Source organism: Kitasatospora sp. McL0602 (assembly GCF_052076145.1).
GTDB lineage: Bacteria > Actinomycetota > Actinomycetes > Streptomycetales > Streptomycetaceae > Kitasatospora.
Genome location: NZ_CP197246.1, coordinates 2,802,070 through 2,820,452, shown reverse-complemented (window position 1 = coordinate 2,820,452; position 18,383 = coordinate 2,802,070). Strand labels below are relative to the sequence as shown.

At 73.1% G+C, this 18,383-nt stretch carries 14 protein-coding genes and 1 riboswitch; of the genes, 12 read left to right on the top strand and 2 right to left on the bottom strand.

Annotated elements, in window-relative coordinates; genetic code table 11:
* Window positions 1-68: 68 nt before the first annotated feature.
* Together ACR68M_RS12710 and ACR68M_RS12705 are read left to right on the top strand one after the other, a co-directional pair.
* A complete protein-coding gene (locus ACR68M_RS12710) occupies window positions 69-2,420 on the top strand; it encodes an SUKH-4 family immunity protein (protein ID WP_441250577.1) in 2,352 nt (783 codons plus the stop codon).
* A gap of 165 nt (window positions 2,421-2,585) precedes the next feature.
* Window positions 2,586-3,821, top strand: coding sequence for a hypothetical protein (locus ACR68M_RS12705; protein ID WP_441250576.1), 1,236 nt, complete (start codon window positions 2,586-2,588; stop codon window positions 3,819-3,821).
* Window positions 3,822-3,843: 22 nt separating this feature from the next.
* Here the strand turns inward: ACR68M_RS12705 and ACR68M_RS12700 are convergent, their stop codons facing one another.
* Complete coding sequence (locus ACR68M_RS12700) at window positions 3,844-4,704, bottom strand: hypothetical protein (protein WP_441250575.1); 861 nt, start codon at window positions 4,702-4,704, stop codon at window positions 3,844-3,846.
* Between the two features lie 813 nt (window positions 4,705-5,517).
* Here ACR68M_RS12700 and mfd point away from each other — a divergent pair.
* The 4 genes from mfd to ACR68M_RS12680 all read left to right on the top strand — a co-directional run bounded on the left by mfd (window position 5,518) and on the right by ACR68M_RS12680 (window position 11,581).
* Entirely contained in the window at window positions 5,518-9,132 is a 3,615-nt protein-coding gene (mfd, locus tag ACR68M_RS12695; RefSeq protein WP_441250574.1) for a transcription-repair coupling factor, read from the top strand.
* A 172-nt stretch (window positions 9,133-9,304) separates the two neighbouring features.
* Window positions 9,305-9,790 (top strand): hypothetical protein, encoded by a 486-nt coding sequence (locus tag ACR68M_RS12690; RefSeq protein WP_441250573.1) that lies wholly within the window; start codon window positions 9,305-9,307, stop codon window positions 9,788-9,790.
* Between the two features lie 117 nt (window positions 9,791-9,907).
* On the top strand, window positions 9,908-10,549 hold the full coding sequence (locus tag ACR68M_RS12685) for a SurA N-terminal domain-containing protein (RefSeq protein WP_441250572.1): 642 nt from the start codon (window positions 9,908-9,910) through the stop codon (window positions 10,547-10,549).
* Window positions 10,550-10,588: 39 nt separating this feature from the next.
* Window positions 10,589-11,581 carry a MazG family protein gene (locus ACR68M_RS12680; protein ID WP_441250571.1) on the top strand — a complete coding sequence of 331 codons (993 nt, stop codon included), beginning with the start codon at window positions 10,589-10,591 and terminating at the stop codon, window positions 11,579-11,581.
* On the opposite strand, the gene ACR68M_RS12675 is transcribed toward ACR68M_RS12680, so the two are convergent.
* Complete coding sequence (locus ACR68M_RS12675; protein ID WP_441250570.1) at window positions 11,539-11,967, bottom strand: SDR family NAD(P)-dependent oxidoreductase; 429 nt, start codon at window positions 11,965-11,967, stop codon at window positions 11,539-11,541. The genes ACR68M_RS12680 and ACR68M_RS12675 overlap by 43 nt on opposite strands.
* A gap of 157 nt (window positions 11,968-12,124) precedes the next feature.
* Between ACR68M_RS12675 and ACR68M_RS12670 the strand changes: the two genes are divergently transcribed.
* From ACR68M_RS12670 to ACR68M_RS12645, 6 genes are all read left to right on the top strand, one after another.
* A complete protein-coding gene (locus tag ACR68M_RS12670) occupies window positions 12,125-13,375 on the top strand; it encodes a cytochrome P450 family protein (protein ID WP_441250569.1) in 1,251 nt (416 codons plus the stop codon).
* Window positions 13,376-13,586: 211 nt separating this feature from the next.
* Window positions 13,587-13,756, top strand: a riboswitch (cyclic di-AMP (ydaO/yuaA leader).
* Between the two features lie 3 nt (window positions 13,757-13,759).
* On the top strand, window positions 13,760-14,614 hold the full coding sequence (locus tag ACR68M_RS12665; RefSeq protein WP_441250568.1) for a transglycosylase family protein: 855 nt from the start codon (window positions 13,760-13,762) through the stop codon (window positions 14,612-14,614).
* 196 nt (window positions 14,615-14,810) lie between these two features.
* Window positions 14,811-16,097 carry a phosphopyruvate hydratase gene (eno, locus tag ACR68M_RS12660; RefSeq protein WP_441250567.1) on the top strand — a complete coding sequence of 429 codons (1,287 nt, stop codon included), beginning with the start codon at window positions 14,811-14,813 and terminating at the stop codon, window positions 16,095-16,097.
* Window positions 16,098-16,188: 91 nt separating this feature from the next.
* Window positions 16,189-16,635 (top strand): FtsB family cell division protein, encoded by a 447-nt coding sequence (locus ACR68M_RS12655; protein ID WP_441250566.1) that lies wholly within the window; start codon window positions 16,189-16,191, stop codon window positions 16,633-16,635.
* Between the two features lie 13 nt (window positions 16,636-16,648).
* Window positions 16,649-17,293, top strand: a complete 645-nt coding sequence (locus ACR68M_RS12650) for a DUF501 domain-containing protein (RefSeq protein ID WP_441250565.1) — start codon at window positions 16,649-16,651, stop codon at window positions 17,291-17,293.
* Window positions 17,290-18,231 (top strand): Ppx/GppA phosphatase family protein, encoded by a 942-nt coding sequence (locus tag ACR68M_RS12645; RefSeq protein ID WP_441250564.1) that lies wholly within the window; start codon window positions 17,290-17,292, stop codon window positions 18,229-18,231. Before ACR68M_RS12650 ends, ACR68M_RS12645 begins: the two co-directional genes overlap by 4 nt.
* Window positions 18,232-18,383 lie beyond the last annotated feature (152 nt).

Here is an 18,383-nt window from a genome sequence, read left to right as displayed (position 1 = left end):
GCAGCTGCGTGGAACTGATGCGTGGAACTGATGCGTGAGTGCGGGAGAGATGGGGTGGGCCGGGCGTGGTGACGTACGCGCAGGCGAAGGAGCTGGCCGAGGACTGGGTCAATGCCGGGGTGCCGAAGTCCGGGCTGCGCGAGGTCCGGGTGCGGGAGTTCGACATGGGTTTCGTCTGCTGGGCGGGCGAGCCCACCGACGGCGGCCCCCGGCTGGTGATCGCCCGTGAGGGCGGGGCCAGCACGCTCTGGCCGGCGCTGCCGGTCAACGAGGTCGTCCGGATCTTCGAGGAGACCTACGGCACACCCTCCGAGGCCAACCCCGCCGGAGCGGCCAAGCCCGTCGTGGGCGACGTCGAGGCGACCTCCTTCCGGCTCAGCCCGCCGGACTGGGTGAAGGAGGCGGGCGCAGCCGCGCTCGCCGCCGAGGCCGCACGCCTCGGAGCCCCGGAGCAGCCGTCGGCGGAGGCTGCTGAGCAGGACGAGCCGGAGGCACCGATGGTGTTCACCGCCCCGCCCGTCTCGGACCGCCCGGTCGTTGACGCCCCCACCATGCTCACCCCACCGGACGCCGAGCAGCCGGGCGGGGCTCCTACGCCGCCGCCGGTCGATTTCGCGAACGCGGTCTTCGTCGAGGCGTACAGCAACACGCCGCTGCCGGACGACCCGGAGGTGCCGGTGTTCGCCGTGCCGGTCGTCGTGCCGCCGCCGCCGGCTGACCCCGGCCTTGCGGTGTTCGCCGCGCCGACGCCGACGCCGACGCCGCCGCCGGCTGACCCCGGCCTTGCGGTGTTCGCCGCGCCCACGGTGGTGGCTCCGACGCCCACTCCGCCGCCGGTCGACCCGGGGCTCGCGGTGTTCGCCGCGCCTGCGGCCGAGCTGGCGTCCGCGCCTCCGCCGCCGCCCGGGGCGCAGGCCATGCCGCTGCCGCCGCCGCCCGGGTACGCCGCGACGCCCGACGGCCGGCACGTACGCCAGGGGGCCGGTGCGCCGCCGCCCCCGCCCCCGGTCGCGCTGCTGAACACCCCCGGCGGGCCCCCGGCGGTCGGGGCCCAGCGGGCGGACCCGGCTGCGCCGCCGCCCCCGCCGCCCGCCGTGCTGCGCGCGGAAGCCGGCCACACCCCTGCCGCCGGGATCGCCCATGAGGCGACGCAGCTCGCGCAGGCCGTACCGCCACCACCACCCGCCGCGTTTCCGCCTGCCGCTGGAACGCCTGCCGCCGGGATCGCCTACGAGGCGACGCAGCTCGCGCAGGCCGTACCGCCACCACCACCCGCCGCGATCCCTCCGGCCGGGTTCCCGCCTGCTGCCGGAATGCCCGCTGCCGGAATGCCTGCCGCCGGAATGCCCGCCGGGCCTCCTTCTGCGCCGCAGGTCGTGCCGCAGGCCGGGTACGCGTACCCGAACGTGCCGCAGCCGCCCGCTGCGCTGACGCCGCCCTCGGCCGTGCCGTCGATCGGCCCCGGCAGTGTCGCGGTGGTCAGCTACCGGGGGCCGGACGGCTCGGAGCAGAAGCTGATCCACCGCAGCGAGCCCGGCACCCCGCACCCGGAGTGGAAGGCCCTGCACGACCTGCGCCGTCTCAACGTGCCGCCGGACCAGGTGCTGGAGCTGCACACCGACCTGGAGTGCTGCGACCTGCCCGGCGGGTACTGCGGGCGGATGGTCCGGGCCTCCTGGCCGAACGTCCGGATCAGTCACACCGCCCCCTACGGCCGGGACCAGCCGGCCCGGCAGGCGGGCATGGCGCTGCTGCTCGAGCACCTCGACCAGCTGCACCAGCTGGCCGCCGCGCCGCAGCGTCCGCGTCCCGTCCGGGTGCCGCTGCCCGCACCGGGGATGGTGCCGCCGCTGCCGCCGCTCGCGCCGCAGCAGCTGGCGGCCGAGCTGGCGCAGTTCTTCGGGCAGGGGGTGTTCCGCTTCGAGCAGCGGGCGGTCTCCCGGCAGGGGGTGCCGGAGGCGGTGGCGCAGACCCTGATGTGGGCGGGGCTGCCGCGTGACTTCGCGCCGTTCTTCTGGGCCCAGGCCCAGGAGGGCCGCCCGATCCCGACGCTCGCCGAGCTGGCCACCGAGCGCGGCCTCCCGTCGGGCCCGGACTTCGGCGGCTACCTGGTGCTCGGCAACGACTACGGCCGTCAGCTGTGCGTGCAGTACGGGACGGGCGCGGTCGTCGCCGTGGACATGGAGAGCACCGCCGGGGAGCCGCCGCGCTTCGTCAACTCCGGGGTGCCGGAGTTCGTCCGCTGCCTGGCCGTCCTGGGCCGGATGTGGCCGCTGCGCTACGGGCTCACGCCCGAGCAGGCCGCCCGCTGGACGACGGACTTCCAGGCCCAGCTGGCCGCCGCCGACCCGGCGGCGCTGCAGACGCCCGAGACGTGGTGGGCGGTGCTGGTCGAGCAGTTCTGGGACGGGGTCATGTAGCTCAGGGCCACGCGTCCCCCGGCCTGTTGGTGGTGCCGGAGGGTGGATTTGTGCTGCCCGGCGGCGGTGCCTTGCTTGGGCTTTCGGGCTGATCTGCGCAAAATAGGTCAAGAGGATGGGATGACCCGTGCCCATCTCCGACACGTCCGACGAGGGGAAGAGCCCATGAGCGATGTCTCGCAGACCGGCTTCACCGCTGCCCGGCGGGGCTACGCACCCGAGCAGGTCGACCAGGCGCTGGCCGCGCTGACCGCCGAGCGTGACCACGCCTGGGAGCGACTGAGCGTGCTCGGTGCGGGCATTCGCGAGATGGAGAAGCGGCTCGCGGACGTCCAGCAGGCCGCCGCCGACGCACCCGAGCCGGACTACGGCGTGCTCAGCGAGCAGGCCGCCCGGCTGATGGCGATCGCCGAGGCCGAGTCGCTGGCCGTCCGGGAGGCCGCCGACCAGGCCGCCGAGCAGGCCCGGGACGACGCGTACGACGCCGGCCAGCAGCTCGACGCGCAGAGCAAGGAGTACGCCGTCACCACCCGCAGCGAGGCCGACCAGGCCGCGCGGCGGACGGACGAGCGGACGCGGGCCGAGGCCGAGAAGCTCCGGGCCGAGGCGGACGCCGACGCCCGGACGGCGCGGGACGCCGCCACGGCCGACGCGGCGAAGACCCGGGTCGGTGCGGCGGAGGCGGAGGAGCAGGCCGAGGGCAAGCTCGCCGAGCTGCGGCGCCGGGCGGACGAGATGTTCGCCGCCGCCGAGGTCAAGGCCGACGCCGAGGACGCGAAGATCGCGGCCACCGCCGAGCGCAGGCTCAAGGAGGCCGAGCAGCACCGCGAGACGGTGCTCGCCCAGATCAAGCAGTCCGACGCCGACGCCCAGGCCAAGGCCGACCAGCTGGTCGAGCAGGCGCGGCGGGAGGCCGAGAAGGTCCGGGCCGCGAGCGAGCGGGAGCAGCGGGAGTTCGCCACCCGGCAGGAGAAGGTGCAGCAGCACCTGGACCACATCAAGCAGACCCTCGCGGCCCTGACGGGCGCGGCGGTCGGCGCGATCGAACCGGCCGAGGCCCCCGCAGCCCCCGCAGCCCCCGCAGGTCAGGCAGTCCCGGCAGTCCCGGCAGCTCCGGAGCCTTCGGCAGCCCCGGCGGAGGCGAAGACGGAAGCACCGGTGGAATCCCCGGCGGAAGCACCGGCGAAGACCCCGGTCGAGGCGCCCCCGGCGGAGGCGCAGACCACCGTGCTGCCGAAGCTGCCCGCAGCCCCGGCGCTCCCGCCGAAGCCGGTCGCTCCGCCGGAGCCCGCTGCTCCGGTGGTGGAGGCCGAGACCCGGATCATCCCCAAGATCGTGATCGTGGACGACGGGTCGACGTACGACACCCTCCCGAACGCGGTGGTCCGCCGCCGCCGCTAGCGCGTCGGCAGCTACCGGTCGACTACCCGGCGGCGAGGAGTTTGGCCAGGCGGGCGGCGTCGTCCTTGAGGGCCTGTTGGTGGTCGCTCAGGGTGGTGGTGTTCCGGTCGATCTGCTGCTGCTGGTAGCCGGCCAGGACGGCGAAGTAGAGGCCGCCCAGGCCGGTGCCGGCGGTGCAGGTGGCGTCGGCGCCGGCGTCGGCGAGTTCGGCCGGGGTCGCGGCGGGGGCGCTGCGGTAGCGCCGGAGCAGGGTGGCCGGGTCGGTGGCGGGGCGGCCCGCCCGGCTCATGCAGTCGGACCAGGCCCTGGTCGCGGTGGTGACGCGGGTGTCCCGGTCGGTGGCCTGGAGGGATTCGGCGAAGAGCCGGTTGACCAGGTCGGTGCCGGGCTGGTCGACGGGCTTGAACTCGTCGGCCATCCGCCGGTCGCATTCGACCCGGGCGGTGACGTACGCGTCGGAGTTGTCGTCGGGCGTCCGGCTCGCCCCGGCCGACGGCCGGGTGGGCGGGTGGAAGCCCTGGGTGGCTGCGGCCCCGGCGTCCAGATAGCCCCAGGCTCCGGCGGGGAGGGTGTCGCTCTCCTCGGCCGGGGGGTCGGCGGTGAACGCGGCGAAGCCCGCGCGGTGCATGCAGGAGACGGCCAGCGAGGTACGCAGTTCGGCCAGCCGGCGGGCGGCCTCCGGGGCGGTCTGGTACGCGGCGAGCGGGAGCGCGGCCATCGCGGCCGGGCCGGATTCGGGGGCCTGAGGTGTGCCGGTGACGGCCGGTGGCGTCGGCCCGGCCGCCTCGGCCCGGTGGTCGGGCGCGCAGCCGGTGAGGAGTGCCGGGAGTGCGGCGGCGAGCACGGCAGCCGTCAGGAGACCTCGGCGGGCCGGGTGATCCACGCTGACGTTCCAATCCGCGCGGGCGTGGGTGGGGTTTGGCGCCGCGCCAGACCGGACACTAGCCGGGCCGTCCGGGCGCTTCCACCGGTTCGACGGCACCGGGGAGTGAGCTGTGTCACCCCGGTGTTCGACGGCGTACGAATATGCGCGGGGTTGGCATGCACGGGTAATATCCGGGATTTCGCTCCCCGATCCCGATGGAATCCCCCGCGCTCAGGTAATACCCCGCCCGTCGGGCCCGATCGGTCGCCGCCCGCATTGCCGCGCGGCCCGGGGATTGCCCGGAGAAAACCACGGCGACCTGACGGAGTCCGGCCGGCGCGCTCGTTCCTCGGTGACGGCCCGTGCGGGGCACAGGACCAGGTCAGCGGTGCCGCGAAGGGCCCGCCGGCACTCGTGACGCCCGCCAGGAATGGGCGCCACGAGCCCCGGCGAATGGGCACGGGCGCCCCCACCCAGGGCCGCCCGGCCGTTGTGCACTCCCGACCCCCATCGGGGTACACCTGCTCCGCTGCAGCCATCCCCCACGGTTGGGTGCGGCGGGCACGAACACCATCCTGCGCGCCGACTATGGACGGGCAGTGACAGGAGTATGTCCACTCCGTGTGATCTGCACTGCATCCGGAAACCCGCCGCCCGGGAGGCGACCGGACGGGCGCCGCACGGCGAGGCCGGGCCCGCTCTCCGCGTGTGTGTCGGTGCTGCGGCGTAGTCTGGAGGCCCCCGGACGCGCTGCGTGCCGGGCCGTTCGCGTTGCCCGGCCGGTCCGCCGGCGTCTGGGCACCACCAGCCACGGGACGAAGAAGAGACTCGATGAGCCTGTCCGGACTGCTCGACGTCGTCGTACGGGATACCGCCCTCGCTGAGGCGATCGAGGCGGCGGCCACCGGGCGGCGACAGCATCTCGACCTGGTGGGCCCGCCTGCCGCCCGGCCGTTCGCGATTGCCGCCCTGGCCCGCTCCCTCGTACGGGAGGCCGGTGAGCTCGGCCGCCCGGTGCTCGCCGTCACCGCCACCGGCCGGGAGGCCGAGGACTTGGCCGCCTCGCTGCGCTCCCTGCTGCCGCCCGACGTCGTCGCCGAGTACCCGGCGTGGGAGACGCTGCCGCACGAGCGGCTCTCGCCGCGCTCGGACACCGTCGGCCGCCGCCTCGCGGTGCTGCGCCGGATCGTCCACCCGCGCGCCGACGACGCCCAGGCCGGGCCCGTCCAGGTGATCGTCGCCCCCGTCCGCTCGGTGCTCCAGCCGCAGGTCAAGGGGCTGGCCGAGCTGGAGCCCGTCGCGCTGCTGCGCGGCGAGCAGCACGACCTGGACGAGATCGCCCGCCGCCTGGCCGCCGCCGCGTACGCGCGGGTCGAGCTGGTCGAGAAGCGCGGCGAGTTCGCCGTGCGCGGCGGCATCCTGGACGTCTTCCCGCCCACCGAGGAGCACCCGCTGCGGGTGGAGTTCTGGGGCGACGAGGTCGAGGAGATCCGGTACTTCAAGGTCGCCGACCAGCGTTCGCTGGAGATCGCCGACCACGGGGTCTGGGCGCCGCCCTGTCGGGAGCTGCTGCTCACCGAGGAGGTGCGGGCCCGCGCCGCCGCGCTCGCCGAGGACCATCCGGAGTTGCGGGAGATCCTCGACAAGATCGCCCAGGGCATCGCCGTCGAGGGCATGGAGTCACTGGCGCCCGTCCTGGTCGACGACATGGAACTGCTGATGGACGTGCTCCCGTCCGGGTCCGTCGCGGTGGTCTGCGACCCGGAGCGCGTCCGGGCACGGGCGACCGACCTGGTGGCGACCAGTCAGGAGTTCCTGCACGCCTCCTGGGTGGCGGCCGCCTCGGGCGGGGACCGGCCGATCGACATCGAGATGATTGATGTTTCGGCGGCCTCGCTGCGTTCGCTGGCGGACGTGCGTGAGCACGCCGCCGAGATCGGGCTGCCCTGGTGGTCCGTCAGCCCGTTCGCCACGAGTGACTCGGCCACGGACGGGGTGCTGGAGTTCGACTCGGGCACCCTGACGCTCGGCATGCACGCCGTCGAGGCCTACCGGGGTGACACCGCGCGGGCGATCGCCGACGCCAAGGAGCGCCTGGCCGCCGACTGGCGGGTCGTCATGGTGACGGAGGGCCACGGCCCGGCCGCCCGGCTCGCCGAGGTGCTCGGCAACGAGGGCATCCCGGCCCGGCTGGTCGCCGACCTGCCCCAGGCCCCGACCCGGGACGTGGTCTACGTCGCGACCGGCTCGATCGAGCACGGCTTCGTCGACGAGACGCTGAAGCTCACCGTCATCACCGAGACCGACCTCTCCGGCCAGAAGTCCTCCACCAAGGACATGCGCCGGATGCCCTCGCGCCGCCGCAACGCGATCGACCCGCTGGCCCTCCAGGCCGGTGACTACGTGGTGCACGAGGGGCACGGCGTCGGCCGGTACGTCGAGATGGTGCAGCGCACCGTGCAGGGCGCGACCCGCGAGTACCTGGTGCTGGAGTACGCCCCCGCGAAGAAGGGCCACCCCGGCGACCGGCTGTTCGTGCCGACCGACCAGCTCGACCAGGTCACCAAGTACGTCGGCGGCGAGGCCCCGACCCTGCACCGGCTCGGCGGGGCGGACTGGGCGAAGACCAAGCAGAAGGCCAAGAAGGCGGTCAAGGAGATCGCCGCCGACCTGATCAAGCTCTACTCGGCCCGGATGGCGGCCCCCGGCCACACCTTCGGCCCGGACACCCCCTGGCAGCGCGAGCTGGAGGACGCCTTCCCGTACGCGGAGACGCCGGACCAGCTGACCACCATCGCCGAGGTCAAGTCGGACATGGAGAAGTCCGTCCCGATGGACCGGCTGATCTGCGGCGACGTCGGCTACGGCAAGACCGAGATCGCGGTGCGGGCCGCCTTCAAGGCCGTCCAGGACGGCAAGCAGGTGGCCGTCCTGGTGCCGACCACGCTGCTGGTGCAGCAGCACTTCTCGACCTTCGCCGAGCGGTACGCCAACTTCCCCGTGGTGGTGAAGGCGCTCTCGCGCTTCCAGAGCGACTCGGAGGCCAAGGCCGTCCTGGAGGGGCTGACCGAGGGCTCGGTGGACGTCGTCATCGGCACCCACCGGCTGTTCTCCTCCGAGACCCGCTTCAAGGACCTCGGGCTCGTCATCGTCGACGAGGAGCAGCGCTTCGGCGTCGAGCACAAAGAGCAGCTGAAGAAGCTGCGGGCCAACGTCGACGTGCTGACGATGTCCGCGACGCCCATCCCACGCACGCTGGAGATGGCCGTCACCGGCATCCGCGAGATGTCGACCATCACCACCCCTCCGGAGGAGCGGCACCCGGTGCTGACCTTCGTCGGCCCGTACGACGAGAAGCAGATCTCGGCGGCGATCCGGCGTGAGCTGCTGCGCGAGGGCCAGGTCTTCTACATCCACAACCGGGTCGAGTCGATCGACAAGGCGGCGGCCCGGCTGAAGGACCTGGTGCCCGAGGCGCGGATCGCCACCGCGCACGGGCAGATGGGGGAGAACCTGCTGGAGAAGGTGGTGGTCGACTTCTGGGAGAAGGAGTTCGACGTGCTGGTCTCCACCACGATCGTCGAGTCCGGCATCGACATCTCCAACGCCAACACGCTCATCGTCGAGCGCGGTGACACCTTCGGCCTCTCCCAGCTGCACCAGCTGCGGGGCCGGGTCGGCCGTGGCCGCGAGCGCGGGTACGCGTACATGCTCTACCCGCCGGAGAAGCCGCTGACCGAGACGGCGCACGAGCGGCTCGCGACGATCGCCCAGCACACCGAGATGGGCGCCGGCATGTACGTCGCGATGAAGGACCTGGAGATCCGAGGAGCGGGCAACCTGCTCGGCGGCGAGCAGTCCGGGCACATCGCGGGCGTCGGCTTCGACCTCTACATGCGGATGGTCGGCGAGGCGGTGGCCGAGTTCCGTGACTCGCTGGCGAGCGGGGGCGCGGCGCCGGAGGAGGAGCCGCTGGAGGTGAAGATCGAGCTGCCCGTGGACGCCCACGTGCCGCACGACTACGCCCCCGGTGAGCGGCTGCGGCTCCAGGCGTACCGCTCGATCGCGGCGGTCAACTCCGAGGAGGACATCACGCAGGTCCGCGAGGAGCTCAAGGACCGCTACGGCAAGCTGCCCGACGCGGTGGAGAACCTGCTGATGGTGGCCGGGCTGCGGCTGTACGCGCGGCGCTGCGGGATCGCGGACATCACGCTGCAGGGCGCGAACATCCGCTTCGGGCCGGTCGAGCTGCGGGAGTCGCAGGAGCTGCGGCTCAACCGGCTCTACCCGCGCAGCCAGGTGAAGACGGCGGCCCGCCAGCTGCTGGTGCCCCGGCCGAGCACCGGCCGGATCGGCGGCAAGCCGCTGGTCGGGCGGGAGCTGCTGGCGTGGTGCGGCGAGTTCCTCGGGGCGATGTTCGACGACTTGGCGGGGTCGAAGAAGTAGCAGCCGCCGGTTGGTCGGTTGGTTGGTCGGTGTGAGCGGCGGTCTCGGGTCCTGTGCCCGGGGCCGCCGTTCTGCGCGCGACGGGTGTGGCAGGTGTTCACGCCAGCTTCCACTGGCCGGCCTGCTGGGCGAAGCCGCTGTCGAGGCCGAACTCGGCTCCGCCGCGCCGCCGGTGCGAACGATTCGGGCCATCTTCGCGCACACCCTGCTCCAGGAGCGGCAGTACCGGGCCGCACTGCCGGAGTACCGCCTGCTGGCGGCCGCCGCCGAGGCCGAACTCGGGCCGCAGCACCCGGCCGTGCTCGACCAGCGCCGCAACGTCGCCGCCTGCCTGGAGCACCTCGGCCAGGGCCGGGAGGCGCTCGCCGAGTACGGCGGGCTGCTCGCCGCGTACGGTGCCCGGCTCGCGGCGGGGCTGGACACCGACCCTGAGCGGGTGTTCGAACTCAGGGAGAAGATCGGCCTGTTGACGGCCTCCGCCGGAGATCTCGAAGGCGCCTGGCAGGGGCTCGTCCAGCTGCTCTTCGACCGTGAGCGGCGGCTCGGCCCGCACCACCCCGAGGTCCGTCGCCTCCGGCTGTCCCTCGACCAGCTGAACGGCCACCGATCGACCCGGACGGGCTCTCCCGTACCGGGTAATCCGTACACGACCGGCTGACAACTGCTGGTGGGCAGCGGCGCGTTGGGATGACCCGTTCGGGTCAAGGTCTGGGCAAGGCGCTCGGTTGCTCCCTATTGTCTGTTCCGATCAGGCCCACAACCCGGGAGGCCCCACGTGATCCGCACCAGCTCCGCCACCGCCCGCCGTCGCGGCTGCGCCGCCGCAGGCGTCCTGCTCGCCGTCGCCGCCCTCACCGCCTGCGGTGGCGGCGCGGCCCACCAGGGCTCGGCGGCGGTGGTCGGCGGCCAGCGGATCAGCATCGCCACCGTCGAGACCCGAGTCGCCCAGCTGCGGACGGCCGTCGCCTCCCAGCCCGGCGGCCCCCGGACCGAGCCCGCCGGGCTGACCAGGCGGATGGTCGCCGAGCTGGTGCTCGACCAGGTCGTCGACCGGGCGCTGGCCGACCGCCAACTGGAGGTCACCGCAGGGGAGATCGCCCAGGCCCGGGACGCGGACGCCAAGCTGGTCGGCGGTGCGGACGCGCTCGGCCGTGAGCTGCTGCTCAAGCAGGCCGTCCCGGCTGCCGACATCGACTCCTTCTACCGGCAGCAGCTCGGCATCCAGAAGCTGGCCGGCGCCTCCGGCAAGGACGCCCGCAGCTCGGAGGGCGACGCCGCCGTCCGAACCGCACTGGCCGCCGCCGGCACCGAACTGAACATCGAGGTCAACCCCCGCTACGGCCAGTGGAACCCGCAGCAGATCTCCCTGGTCGACGCCCCCGACGCCTGGCTGCCGCAGCCGGTGGCAGCGGCCTAACACGCCCTGGGCGGTCCACGGGCGGGGTAGGTTCGCACCGTGGAGACTTCGAAGCTGATTCTGCTGACCACCACCCACCGCGTCGCGCCGGGGCTGCTCTCGTGGCCGGCCTGGGAGGCGCTGCGGGGCGCCGACCGGGTGCTGGCGGGGGACGGGCTGCACCCGCAGCTCGCGGCCGTCCGGCAGGCGGGGGTGACGGTCGAGGTGGTCGAGCGGGGGAGTGCGCCCGCGCTGGCCAGGCTGCTGGTGGGGGCCGGGTCGGTGGTCTGGCTGGGCAGCCCGGACGGTGACCCGGGGCTGACGGACGCGCTGGCGCGGATCGCGGTCGAGGAGGCCGGGCAGGTGCCGGAGATCGAGGTGCTGCCGGGCTCGTACGACCTGCCGGGCTCGCGGCTGCTCGACCTGGTGTCGGTGATGGACCGGCTGCGCTCGCCCGGCGGCTGCCCGTGGGACGCCGAGCAGACGCACGAGAGCCTGGTGAAGTACCTGGTCGAGGAGGCCTACGAGCTGGTCGAGGCGATCGAGGAGGGCGACCGGGAGACGCTCCGCGAGGAGCTCGGCGACGTCCTGCTCCAGGTGATGTTCCACTCCCGGATCGCCGAGGAGCACCCGGAGGACCCGTTCACCGTCGACGACGTCGCGGGCGACATCGTAGAGAAGCTGATGTACCGGCACCCGCACGTGTTCGGCGACGTCGACGCGGCCGACGCCGCCCAGGTGGAGGCCAACTGGGAGCAGCTGAAGGCGGCGGAGAAGCAGCGCGAGTCGGCGCTGGACGGCGTCCCGGCGGGGCTGCCCGCGCTGGCGTACGCGGCGAAGCTGGTCTCGCGGGTGCGCCGGGCCGGGGTCGCGGGTGTGCCGGACGAGGCGTACGAGCTGCCCGCCGAGCTCACGGCGGAGTCGGCGGGGGCGTTGCTGCTGGCCGTGGTGCAGCGGGCGCACGACGCGGGCGTCGACGTGGACGCGGCGCTGCGGGCGGCCGCGCGCGACTACCGGAGCGCGGTGCGGGCGGCTGAGGGGCTGGCGGGCTGACGCTGGGCCGGGATGACCTCGCCGATCGCCTCGCCGACCACGGCGAGCAGTTCGGCGAGCGGGTCGAGGTGGCGGGGCAGCTCGTCCAGCGAGACGATCCGCTCGCCGTCCGGGCCGGTGACGCAGAAGAGGTCGATCGGGCCGAGGTGCTTGGCGGCGGTGTCGACCAGGGCGGCGACGTCGCTCGGCTGGTGGATGTCGCTGCACACGCCGACCACCGGGCAGCCCGGCCGGTCGAGCTCGGCGGCGAGGTCCTCGGCACTGCTGGGGTGCTGGTCGGCGATGAGCATGCCGGCGGCACCGGCGGCGGCGAACCGTCGGGCCAGATCGGCCCCCGAACCGCCGCGAAGTACCGCGATCACCACCACTGCCCCGGCTACGCGCATGGCCAGCTCCTCCCTGAGAGCAACAAAACCGTGGGCCGGCACCGCACGGCCGCCCAACGGCTATCGGAGGATCGTAGGCACGCCGCGACCCCCCGCAACAGGGATTACCCGCCAGGTGACCAGGCTCACTCCTCCTTGCAGCAGATACCTTCGTGACATGCCGGACAAGCCCGAAACCAGCCAGCCTGAACTCTTCACCTGGGAGTTCGCCGCCGACCCCTACCCCGCGTACGCGTGGCTGCGCGAGCACGCCCCGGTGCACCGCACCACGCTGCCGAGCGGGGTCGAGGCCTGGCTGGTGACCCGGTTCGCGGACGCCCGGCAGGCGCTGGCCGACGCGCGGCTCTCGAAGAACCCCGCGCACCACAGCCGCAGCACCGGCCGCACCGGCATCCCGGGGGAGCGGCAGGCGGAGCTGATGACGCACCTGCTCAACATCGACCCGCCGGACCACACCCGGCTGCGGCGGCTCGTCTCCAAGGCGTTCACCCCGCGCGGGGTGGCCGAGTTCGAGCCCCGGGTGCGGCAGCTCACCGACCGGCTGATCGACGGCTTCGCGGCGCGCGGCTCGGCCGACCTGATCCACGAGTTCGCCTTCCCGCTGCCGATCTACGCGATCTGCGACCTGCTCGGCGTGCCGGAGGAGGACCAGGACGACTTCCGCGACTGGGCCGGGATGATGATCCGGCACGCCAAGCCGGGGCAGAGCGGTGGGCCGCGCGGCGGCGTCGCGCGGGCGGTGAAGAAGATGCGGGCGTACCTGCTGGAGCTGATCCACCGCAAGCGCGCCGATCTCGGCGACGACCTGATCTCGGGGCTGATCCGGGCCAGTGACCACGGCGAGCACCTGACGGAGAACGAGGCCGCCGCGATGGCCTTCATCCTGCTCTTCGCCGGCTTCGAGACCACCGTGAACCTGATCGGGAACGGCCTGTACGCGCTGCTCGGGCACCCCGAGCAGCGGGCGCTGCTCCAGGATTCGCTGCGGCGCGGCGAGACGGAGCTGCTGGCCACCGCCGTCGAGGAACTGCTGCGCTACGACGGCCCGGTGGAGCTCGCCACCTGGCGGTACGCGACCCGGCCGCTGACCATCGGCGGGGTCGACATCCCGGCCGGTGACCCGGTGCTGGTGGTGCTCGCGGCGGCGGACCGCGACCCGGCGAGGTTCGCCGACGAGAACGTCCTCGACCTGGCGCGCAAGGACAACCCGCACCTGGGTTTCGGCCACGGCATCCACTACTGCATCGGCGCCCCGCTGGCCCGGTTGGAGGGGCAGGCGGCGCTGAGTGCACTGCTCACCCGGCTGCCGGATCTTCAACTGGCCGCCGATCCGGACGATCTGCGCTGGCGTGGTGGCCTGATCATGCGGGGGCTGCGGGAGTTGCCGGTGTCGTTCACCGCCGAATGACGGCGCGTCGCATCAACGGCCCTGGCAGCGGTCTGAATACGCATCAATCCGGACATACCTCCACGGTTTGTGGACAATCAATGACGGTCCGTAATTCCCGTGTGATGTCGGCGATATGAGCTTGTGATCTGTCAGTTGATCTGCCTATGGTCCCTGATGTCCGCAGCTGCGGACCCCGTGCGCGGTACGCCGAACCCTGCCCGCCGCGCTCCCGGGCACTCGACCAGACCCTTGGGCAGGGGCGGAGGACCCAGGTTTGGTGCCGTCCTCCACGGCTTGGGGTGAAGCCGCACCCGGCGGAGCGATCCGCCGGTACGCGGCCGGGCCACCTCCCGGTCCGAACCCGACAGCTCACTTCGTAGGCGTGCGGAGAGGGAATTCGTCATGCTCTTCACCGGTTCGGGCCGTCATCGTCGTCGTACGCAGACCGAGAAGGCGATCGCCGTCGCAGGTGTGGCGGGCGTCGGCCTCGCGCTCCCGCTGCTGGCCGCCTCCGGCGCCCACGCGGCCCCCGTCACGACCTGGGACAAGGTCGCCGACTGCGAGAGCGGCGGCGACTGGGGCATCAACACCGGCAACGGCTTCTACGGCGGTCTCCAGTTCACCTCCAGCACCTGGAAGGCCTTCGGCGGCGGCCAGTACGCCGGGCAGGCCAACCAGGCGACGAAGGGTCAGCAGATCGCCGTCGCCGAGCGGGTGCTCTCCTCGCAGGGGCCGGGCGCCTGGCCGGTCTGCTCGGTCAAGGCCGGTCTGGGCAAGGGCGGTTCGGCCGCCTCGGTCGACACCAGCTCGGACGTCGCCCCGACCGCCTCGACCCCCTCGGCGGGCAGCAAGAAGGCCGCCAAGCCGGCCCGGCCCGCCGCGCCGAGCGCCCCCGCCGCCGCCACCCCGGGCTTCCCGGGCAAGGCCGGGTACGACGCCGGCTCCGGCAAGTACTGGTACCAGAAGGACGGTGGCTGGTACTGGACCAGCCACCAGAGCATCTACAACCAGTTCGCCGCCCCGGCCCAGGCTCCGGCCCAGGCACCCGCAGCCACCCCGACCCCGGCTGCCAAGCCCGCTGCCAAGCCCGCAGTCTCCGGCCACGGCTACACCGTCAAGGCCGGTGACACCCTGTCGAGCATCGCCCAGGCGCAGGGCGTCTCCGGCGGCTGGCACACCCTCTACGACGGCAACAGGCAGACCGTCGGCGGCGACCCGGACCTGATCCTCCCGGGCCAGGTGCTCAACCTCGCCTGACGCTCCGGCCGGAACGCGGCAGGGGTCGACCCCTGCCGCGTTCCAGCGGGTTCCAGCAGGTCCCAGCAGGTGAACTACTGGCGAGTAGGCAGGCCACACGGTGAGACGGAGCCTGGGTCAGCACGGCTGGAGGCCCGGGTGAGGTTAGGCTCTGGTCGTAACGACTTCACATCCCGCTTCCGCAAGGAGATGCCTCGTGCCGTCCATTGATGTCGTCGTAGCCCGTGAGATTCTCGACTCGCGCGGCAACCCCACGGTCGAGGTCGAGGTCGGTCTCGACGACGGCAGCACCGGCCGTGCCGCCGTCCCGTCCGGCGCCTCCACCGGTGCCTTCGAGGCGGTCGAGTTGCGTGACGGCGACAAGAACCGCTACCTCGGCAAGGGCGTGGAGAAGGCCGTCCTGGCCGTCATCGAGCAGATCGGCCCGGAGCTGGTCGGCTACGACGCCACCGAGCAGCGGCTGATCGACCAGGCCATGATCGACCTGGACGCCACCGACAACAAGGGTTCGCTGGGCGCCAACGCGATCCTCGGCGTCTCCCTCGCCGTGGCGCACGCCGCCGCCGAGGCCGCCGACCTGCCGCTGTTCCGCTACCTCGGTGGCCCGAACGCGCACGTGCTGCCCGTCCCGATGATGAACATCCTCAACGGCGGTTCGCACGCGGACTCCAACGTCGACATCCAGGAGTTCATGATCGCTCCGATCGGCGCGGAGTCCTTCTCCGAGGCCGTCCGCTGGGGCGTCGAGGTCTACCACACCCTCAAGGGTGTCCTGAAGGAGCGCGGCCTCTCCACCGGCCTGGGCGACGAGGGCGGCTTCGCCCCGAACCTGGACTCCAACCGCGAGGCCCTCGACCTCATCACCGAGGCCATCAAGAAGGCCGGCTACGTGCCCGGCAAGGACGTCGCGCTCGCCCTGGACGTCGCCGCCTCCGAGTTCTACAAGGACGGCGCGTACCAGTTCGAGGGCAAGGCGCTCTCGGCGGAGGAGCTCATCGAGTACTACGCCGGTCTGGTCGAGGCGTACCCGCTGGTCTCCATCGAGGACCCGCTGGACGAGTCGGACTGGGACGGCTGGAAGGCCATGACCGACAAGCTCGGCGACAAGGTCCAGCTGGTCGGTGACGACCTGTTCGTCACCAACCCGGCCCGCCTGGCCCAGGGCATCGAGACCGGCACCGCCAACGCGCTGCTGGTGAAGGTCAACCAGATCGGTTCGCTGACCGAGACCCTGGACGCCGTCGAGCTGGCCCAGCGCAACGGCTACCGCTGCATGATGTCGCACCGCTCCGGCGAGACCGAGGACGTCACCATCGCCGACCTCGCCGTCGCCACCAACTGCGGCCAGATCAAGACCGGCGCCCCGGCCCGCTCCGAGCGCGTCGCCAAGTACAACCAGCTGCTGCGCATCGAGGAGATCCTCGACGACGCCGCCGAGTACGCGGGTCGCGGCGCCTTCCCGCGCTTCCGCTCTGCGGAGTAACCCGGCACAGCACGCCTGACCGATGCCCCGGCGCCCACCCCGTAGGGTGGGTGCCGGGGCATCGGCGCGACACAAGGAGGGGTGGGCGAGAGTGGCCAAGTGGAAGATCCCGGGGTTGGTGGCGCGGCCGCGCTTCACCAGCCGGGCGACCGTCCTCGTCCTGGTGCTCTGCTCGCTCGTCGCGATCCTTGCCTACCCGACGCGGCAGTTCATCGCGCAGCGCTCCGAGATCGCCGACCAGCGGGCCAGGGCCGAGCACGCCAGGCAGCAGGTCGAGCAGCTCGGCAAGGAGCGCGCCCGCTGGCAGGACCCGGCGTACGTGCGGACGCAGGCCCGCGAGCGGCTGCACTACGCGATGCCCGGGGAGACGCCGTTCGTCGCCGTCGACCTGGCCCCCCTCTCCTCCTCCCGGCCCTCCGCTGCCGACCCGGCGTCGGCTCCGAAGGCGAAGGCTGCCGCCCAGCCCTGGTACACCAGCGTCTGGGAGTCGGTCGACCAGGCCGACGCCGCCGTACCCCCTGCCCCCGCCCCCCGCTAGAGACAGCACCCCCATGACCTCTGAGAACTCCGTGTCCCCCGACGTCTCCGACACCGACGTCGCCGCCATCGCCGCCCAGCTCGGCCGTGTCCCGCGCGGCCTGCGCGGCGTCGCGCACCGCTGCCCGTGCGGCAACCCGGACGTCGTCGAGACGGCGCCCCGGCTGCCGGACGGTACGCCGTTCCCGACGCTGTACTACCTGACCTGCCCCAAGGCCGCCTCGCTGATCGGCACCCTGGAGGCCGCCGGCGTGATGAAGGACCAGACCGCGCGCCTCGCCGAGGACCCGGAGCTGGCCGACGCCTATCAGAAGGCGCACGAGGACTACATCGCCCGCCGGGACGCCATCGAGGTGCTGGAGGGCTTCCCGAGCGCCGGCGGCATGCCGGACCGGGTGAAGTGCCTGCACGTGCTGGTCGGCCACTCGCTGGCGGCCGGGCCCGGCGTCAACCCGCTGGGTGACGAGGCGATCGGCATGCTGGAGCAGTGGTGGGCCAAGGGCCCGTGCGTCAGCCCGGAGGCGGTCGAGGCGGGCGCTGAGACGGTGGCCGCCGAGCGCGCCGCGGCGGCCGACCACGCGGCGGTGATCGCCGCCAAGGAGCAGCTGACGGCCGAGCGCGCCGAGAAGAAGCGGCTTGCCGAGGAGGAGGGGCAGTGACCACCACCCGGGTCGCCGCGATCGACTGCGGCACCAACTCCATCCGCCTGCTGATCGCGGATCTGGACCCGGAGACGGGCAGCGTCACCGACCTCGACCGCCGGATGGTCATCAACCGGCTGGGCCAGGGCGTCGACCGGACCGGCCGCCTGCACCCGGACGCGCTGGAGCGCACCTTCGCGGCCTGCCGCGAGTACGCCGCCGTGATCGCCGGACACGGCGTCACCCCGGAGCGGATCCGCCTGGTCGCGACGTCCGCCTCGCGGGATGCGGAGAACGCCTCGGAGTTCACCGACGGCGTCCGGGAGATCCTCGGTGTCGAGCCCGAGGTGGTCAGCGGCGACGAGGAGGCCCGGCTCTCCTTCGTCGGTGCGACCAAGGAGCTGACCGGCGAGGCCGTGGAGCCCCCGTACCTGGTCTTCGACCTCGGTGGCGGCTCGACGGAGTTCGTCCGGGGCGCCGATCAGGTCGAGGCCGCCCGTTCGGTCGACATCGGCTGTGTCAGGTTGACGGAGCGCCACTTCGCGGGCACCGAGCTGCCGACGGCCGAACAGATCGAGGCCGCACGGGCCGATGTCCGGGCCGCGCTGGACGAGGCCGCCCTGGTGGTCGACCTGACCGCCCGTGCGACGCTGGTCGGCCTCGCGGGCACCGTGACGACCGTCGCCGGGATCGCCCTCGGGCTGCCCGCGTACGACTCCGCCACGATCCACCACTCGCGCATCCCGGTGGCGGACGTCCGTGCCGTGGCCGGGCGGCTGCTGGCCGCCACCCACGACGAGCGGGCGGCGATCCCGGTGATGCACCCGGGCCGGGTCGACGTGATCGCGGCCGGAGCACTGGTGCTGCTGGAGATCATGGAGCGGACGGGCGCCGCCGAGGTGGTCGTCAGCGAGCACGACATCCTGGACGGCATCGCCTGGAGCCTGCTGGGCTGAGCAGTCCGGCCGCGGCCCCGGTGTGCCCTGGTGGCACCCCGGGGTCGAGACGTTTCGGGGTGATTTGCACCGACCCCGGCGGGCGCCGCGGCGGGGGCCCCGAGAAAGTTCGTGAATTTCTTCACATGACAATCCCGCCATTCGTCGCCCTC

Excerpts from the sequence above, each read along its gene's own strand:
- ACR68M_RS12665 (WP_441250568.1), top strand. The coding sequence starts at position 13,760 with ATGCTCTTCACCGGTTCGGGCCGTCATCGTCGTCGTACGCAGACCGAG.
- ACR68M_RS12705 (WP_441250576.1), top strand. The coding sequence starts at position 2,586 with ATGAGCGATGTCTCGCAGACCGGCTTCACCGCTGCCCGGCGGGGCTAC.
- ACR68M_RS12675 (WP_441250570.1), bottom strand. The coding sequence starts at position 11,967 with ATGCGCGTAGCCGGGGCAGTGGTGGTGATCGCGGTACTTCGCGGCGGT.
- mfd (WP_441250574.1), top strand. The coding sequence starts at position 5,518 with ATGAGCCTGTCCGGACTGCTCGACGTCGTCGTACGGGATACCGCCCTC.
- ACR68M_RS12670 (WP_441250569.1), top strand. The coding sequence starts at position 12,125 with ATGCCGGACAAGCCCGAAACCAGCCAGCCTGAACTCTTCACCTGGGAG.
- ACR68M_RS12650 (WP_441250565.1), top strand. The coding sequence starts at position 16,649 with ATGACCTCTGAGAACTCCGTGTCCCCCGACGTCTCCGACACCGACGTC.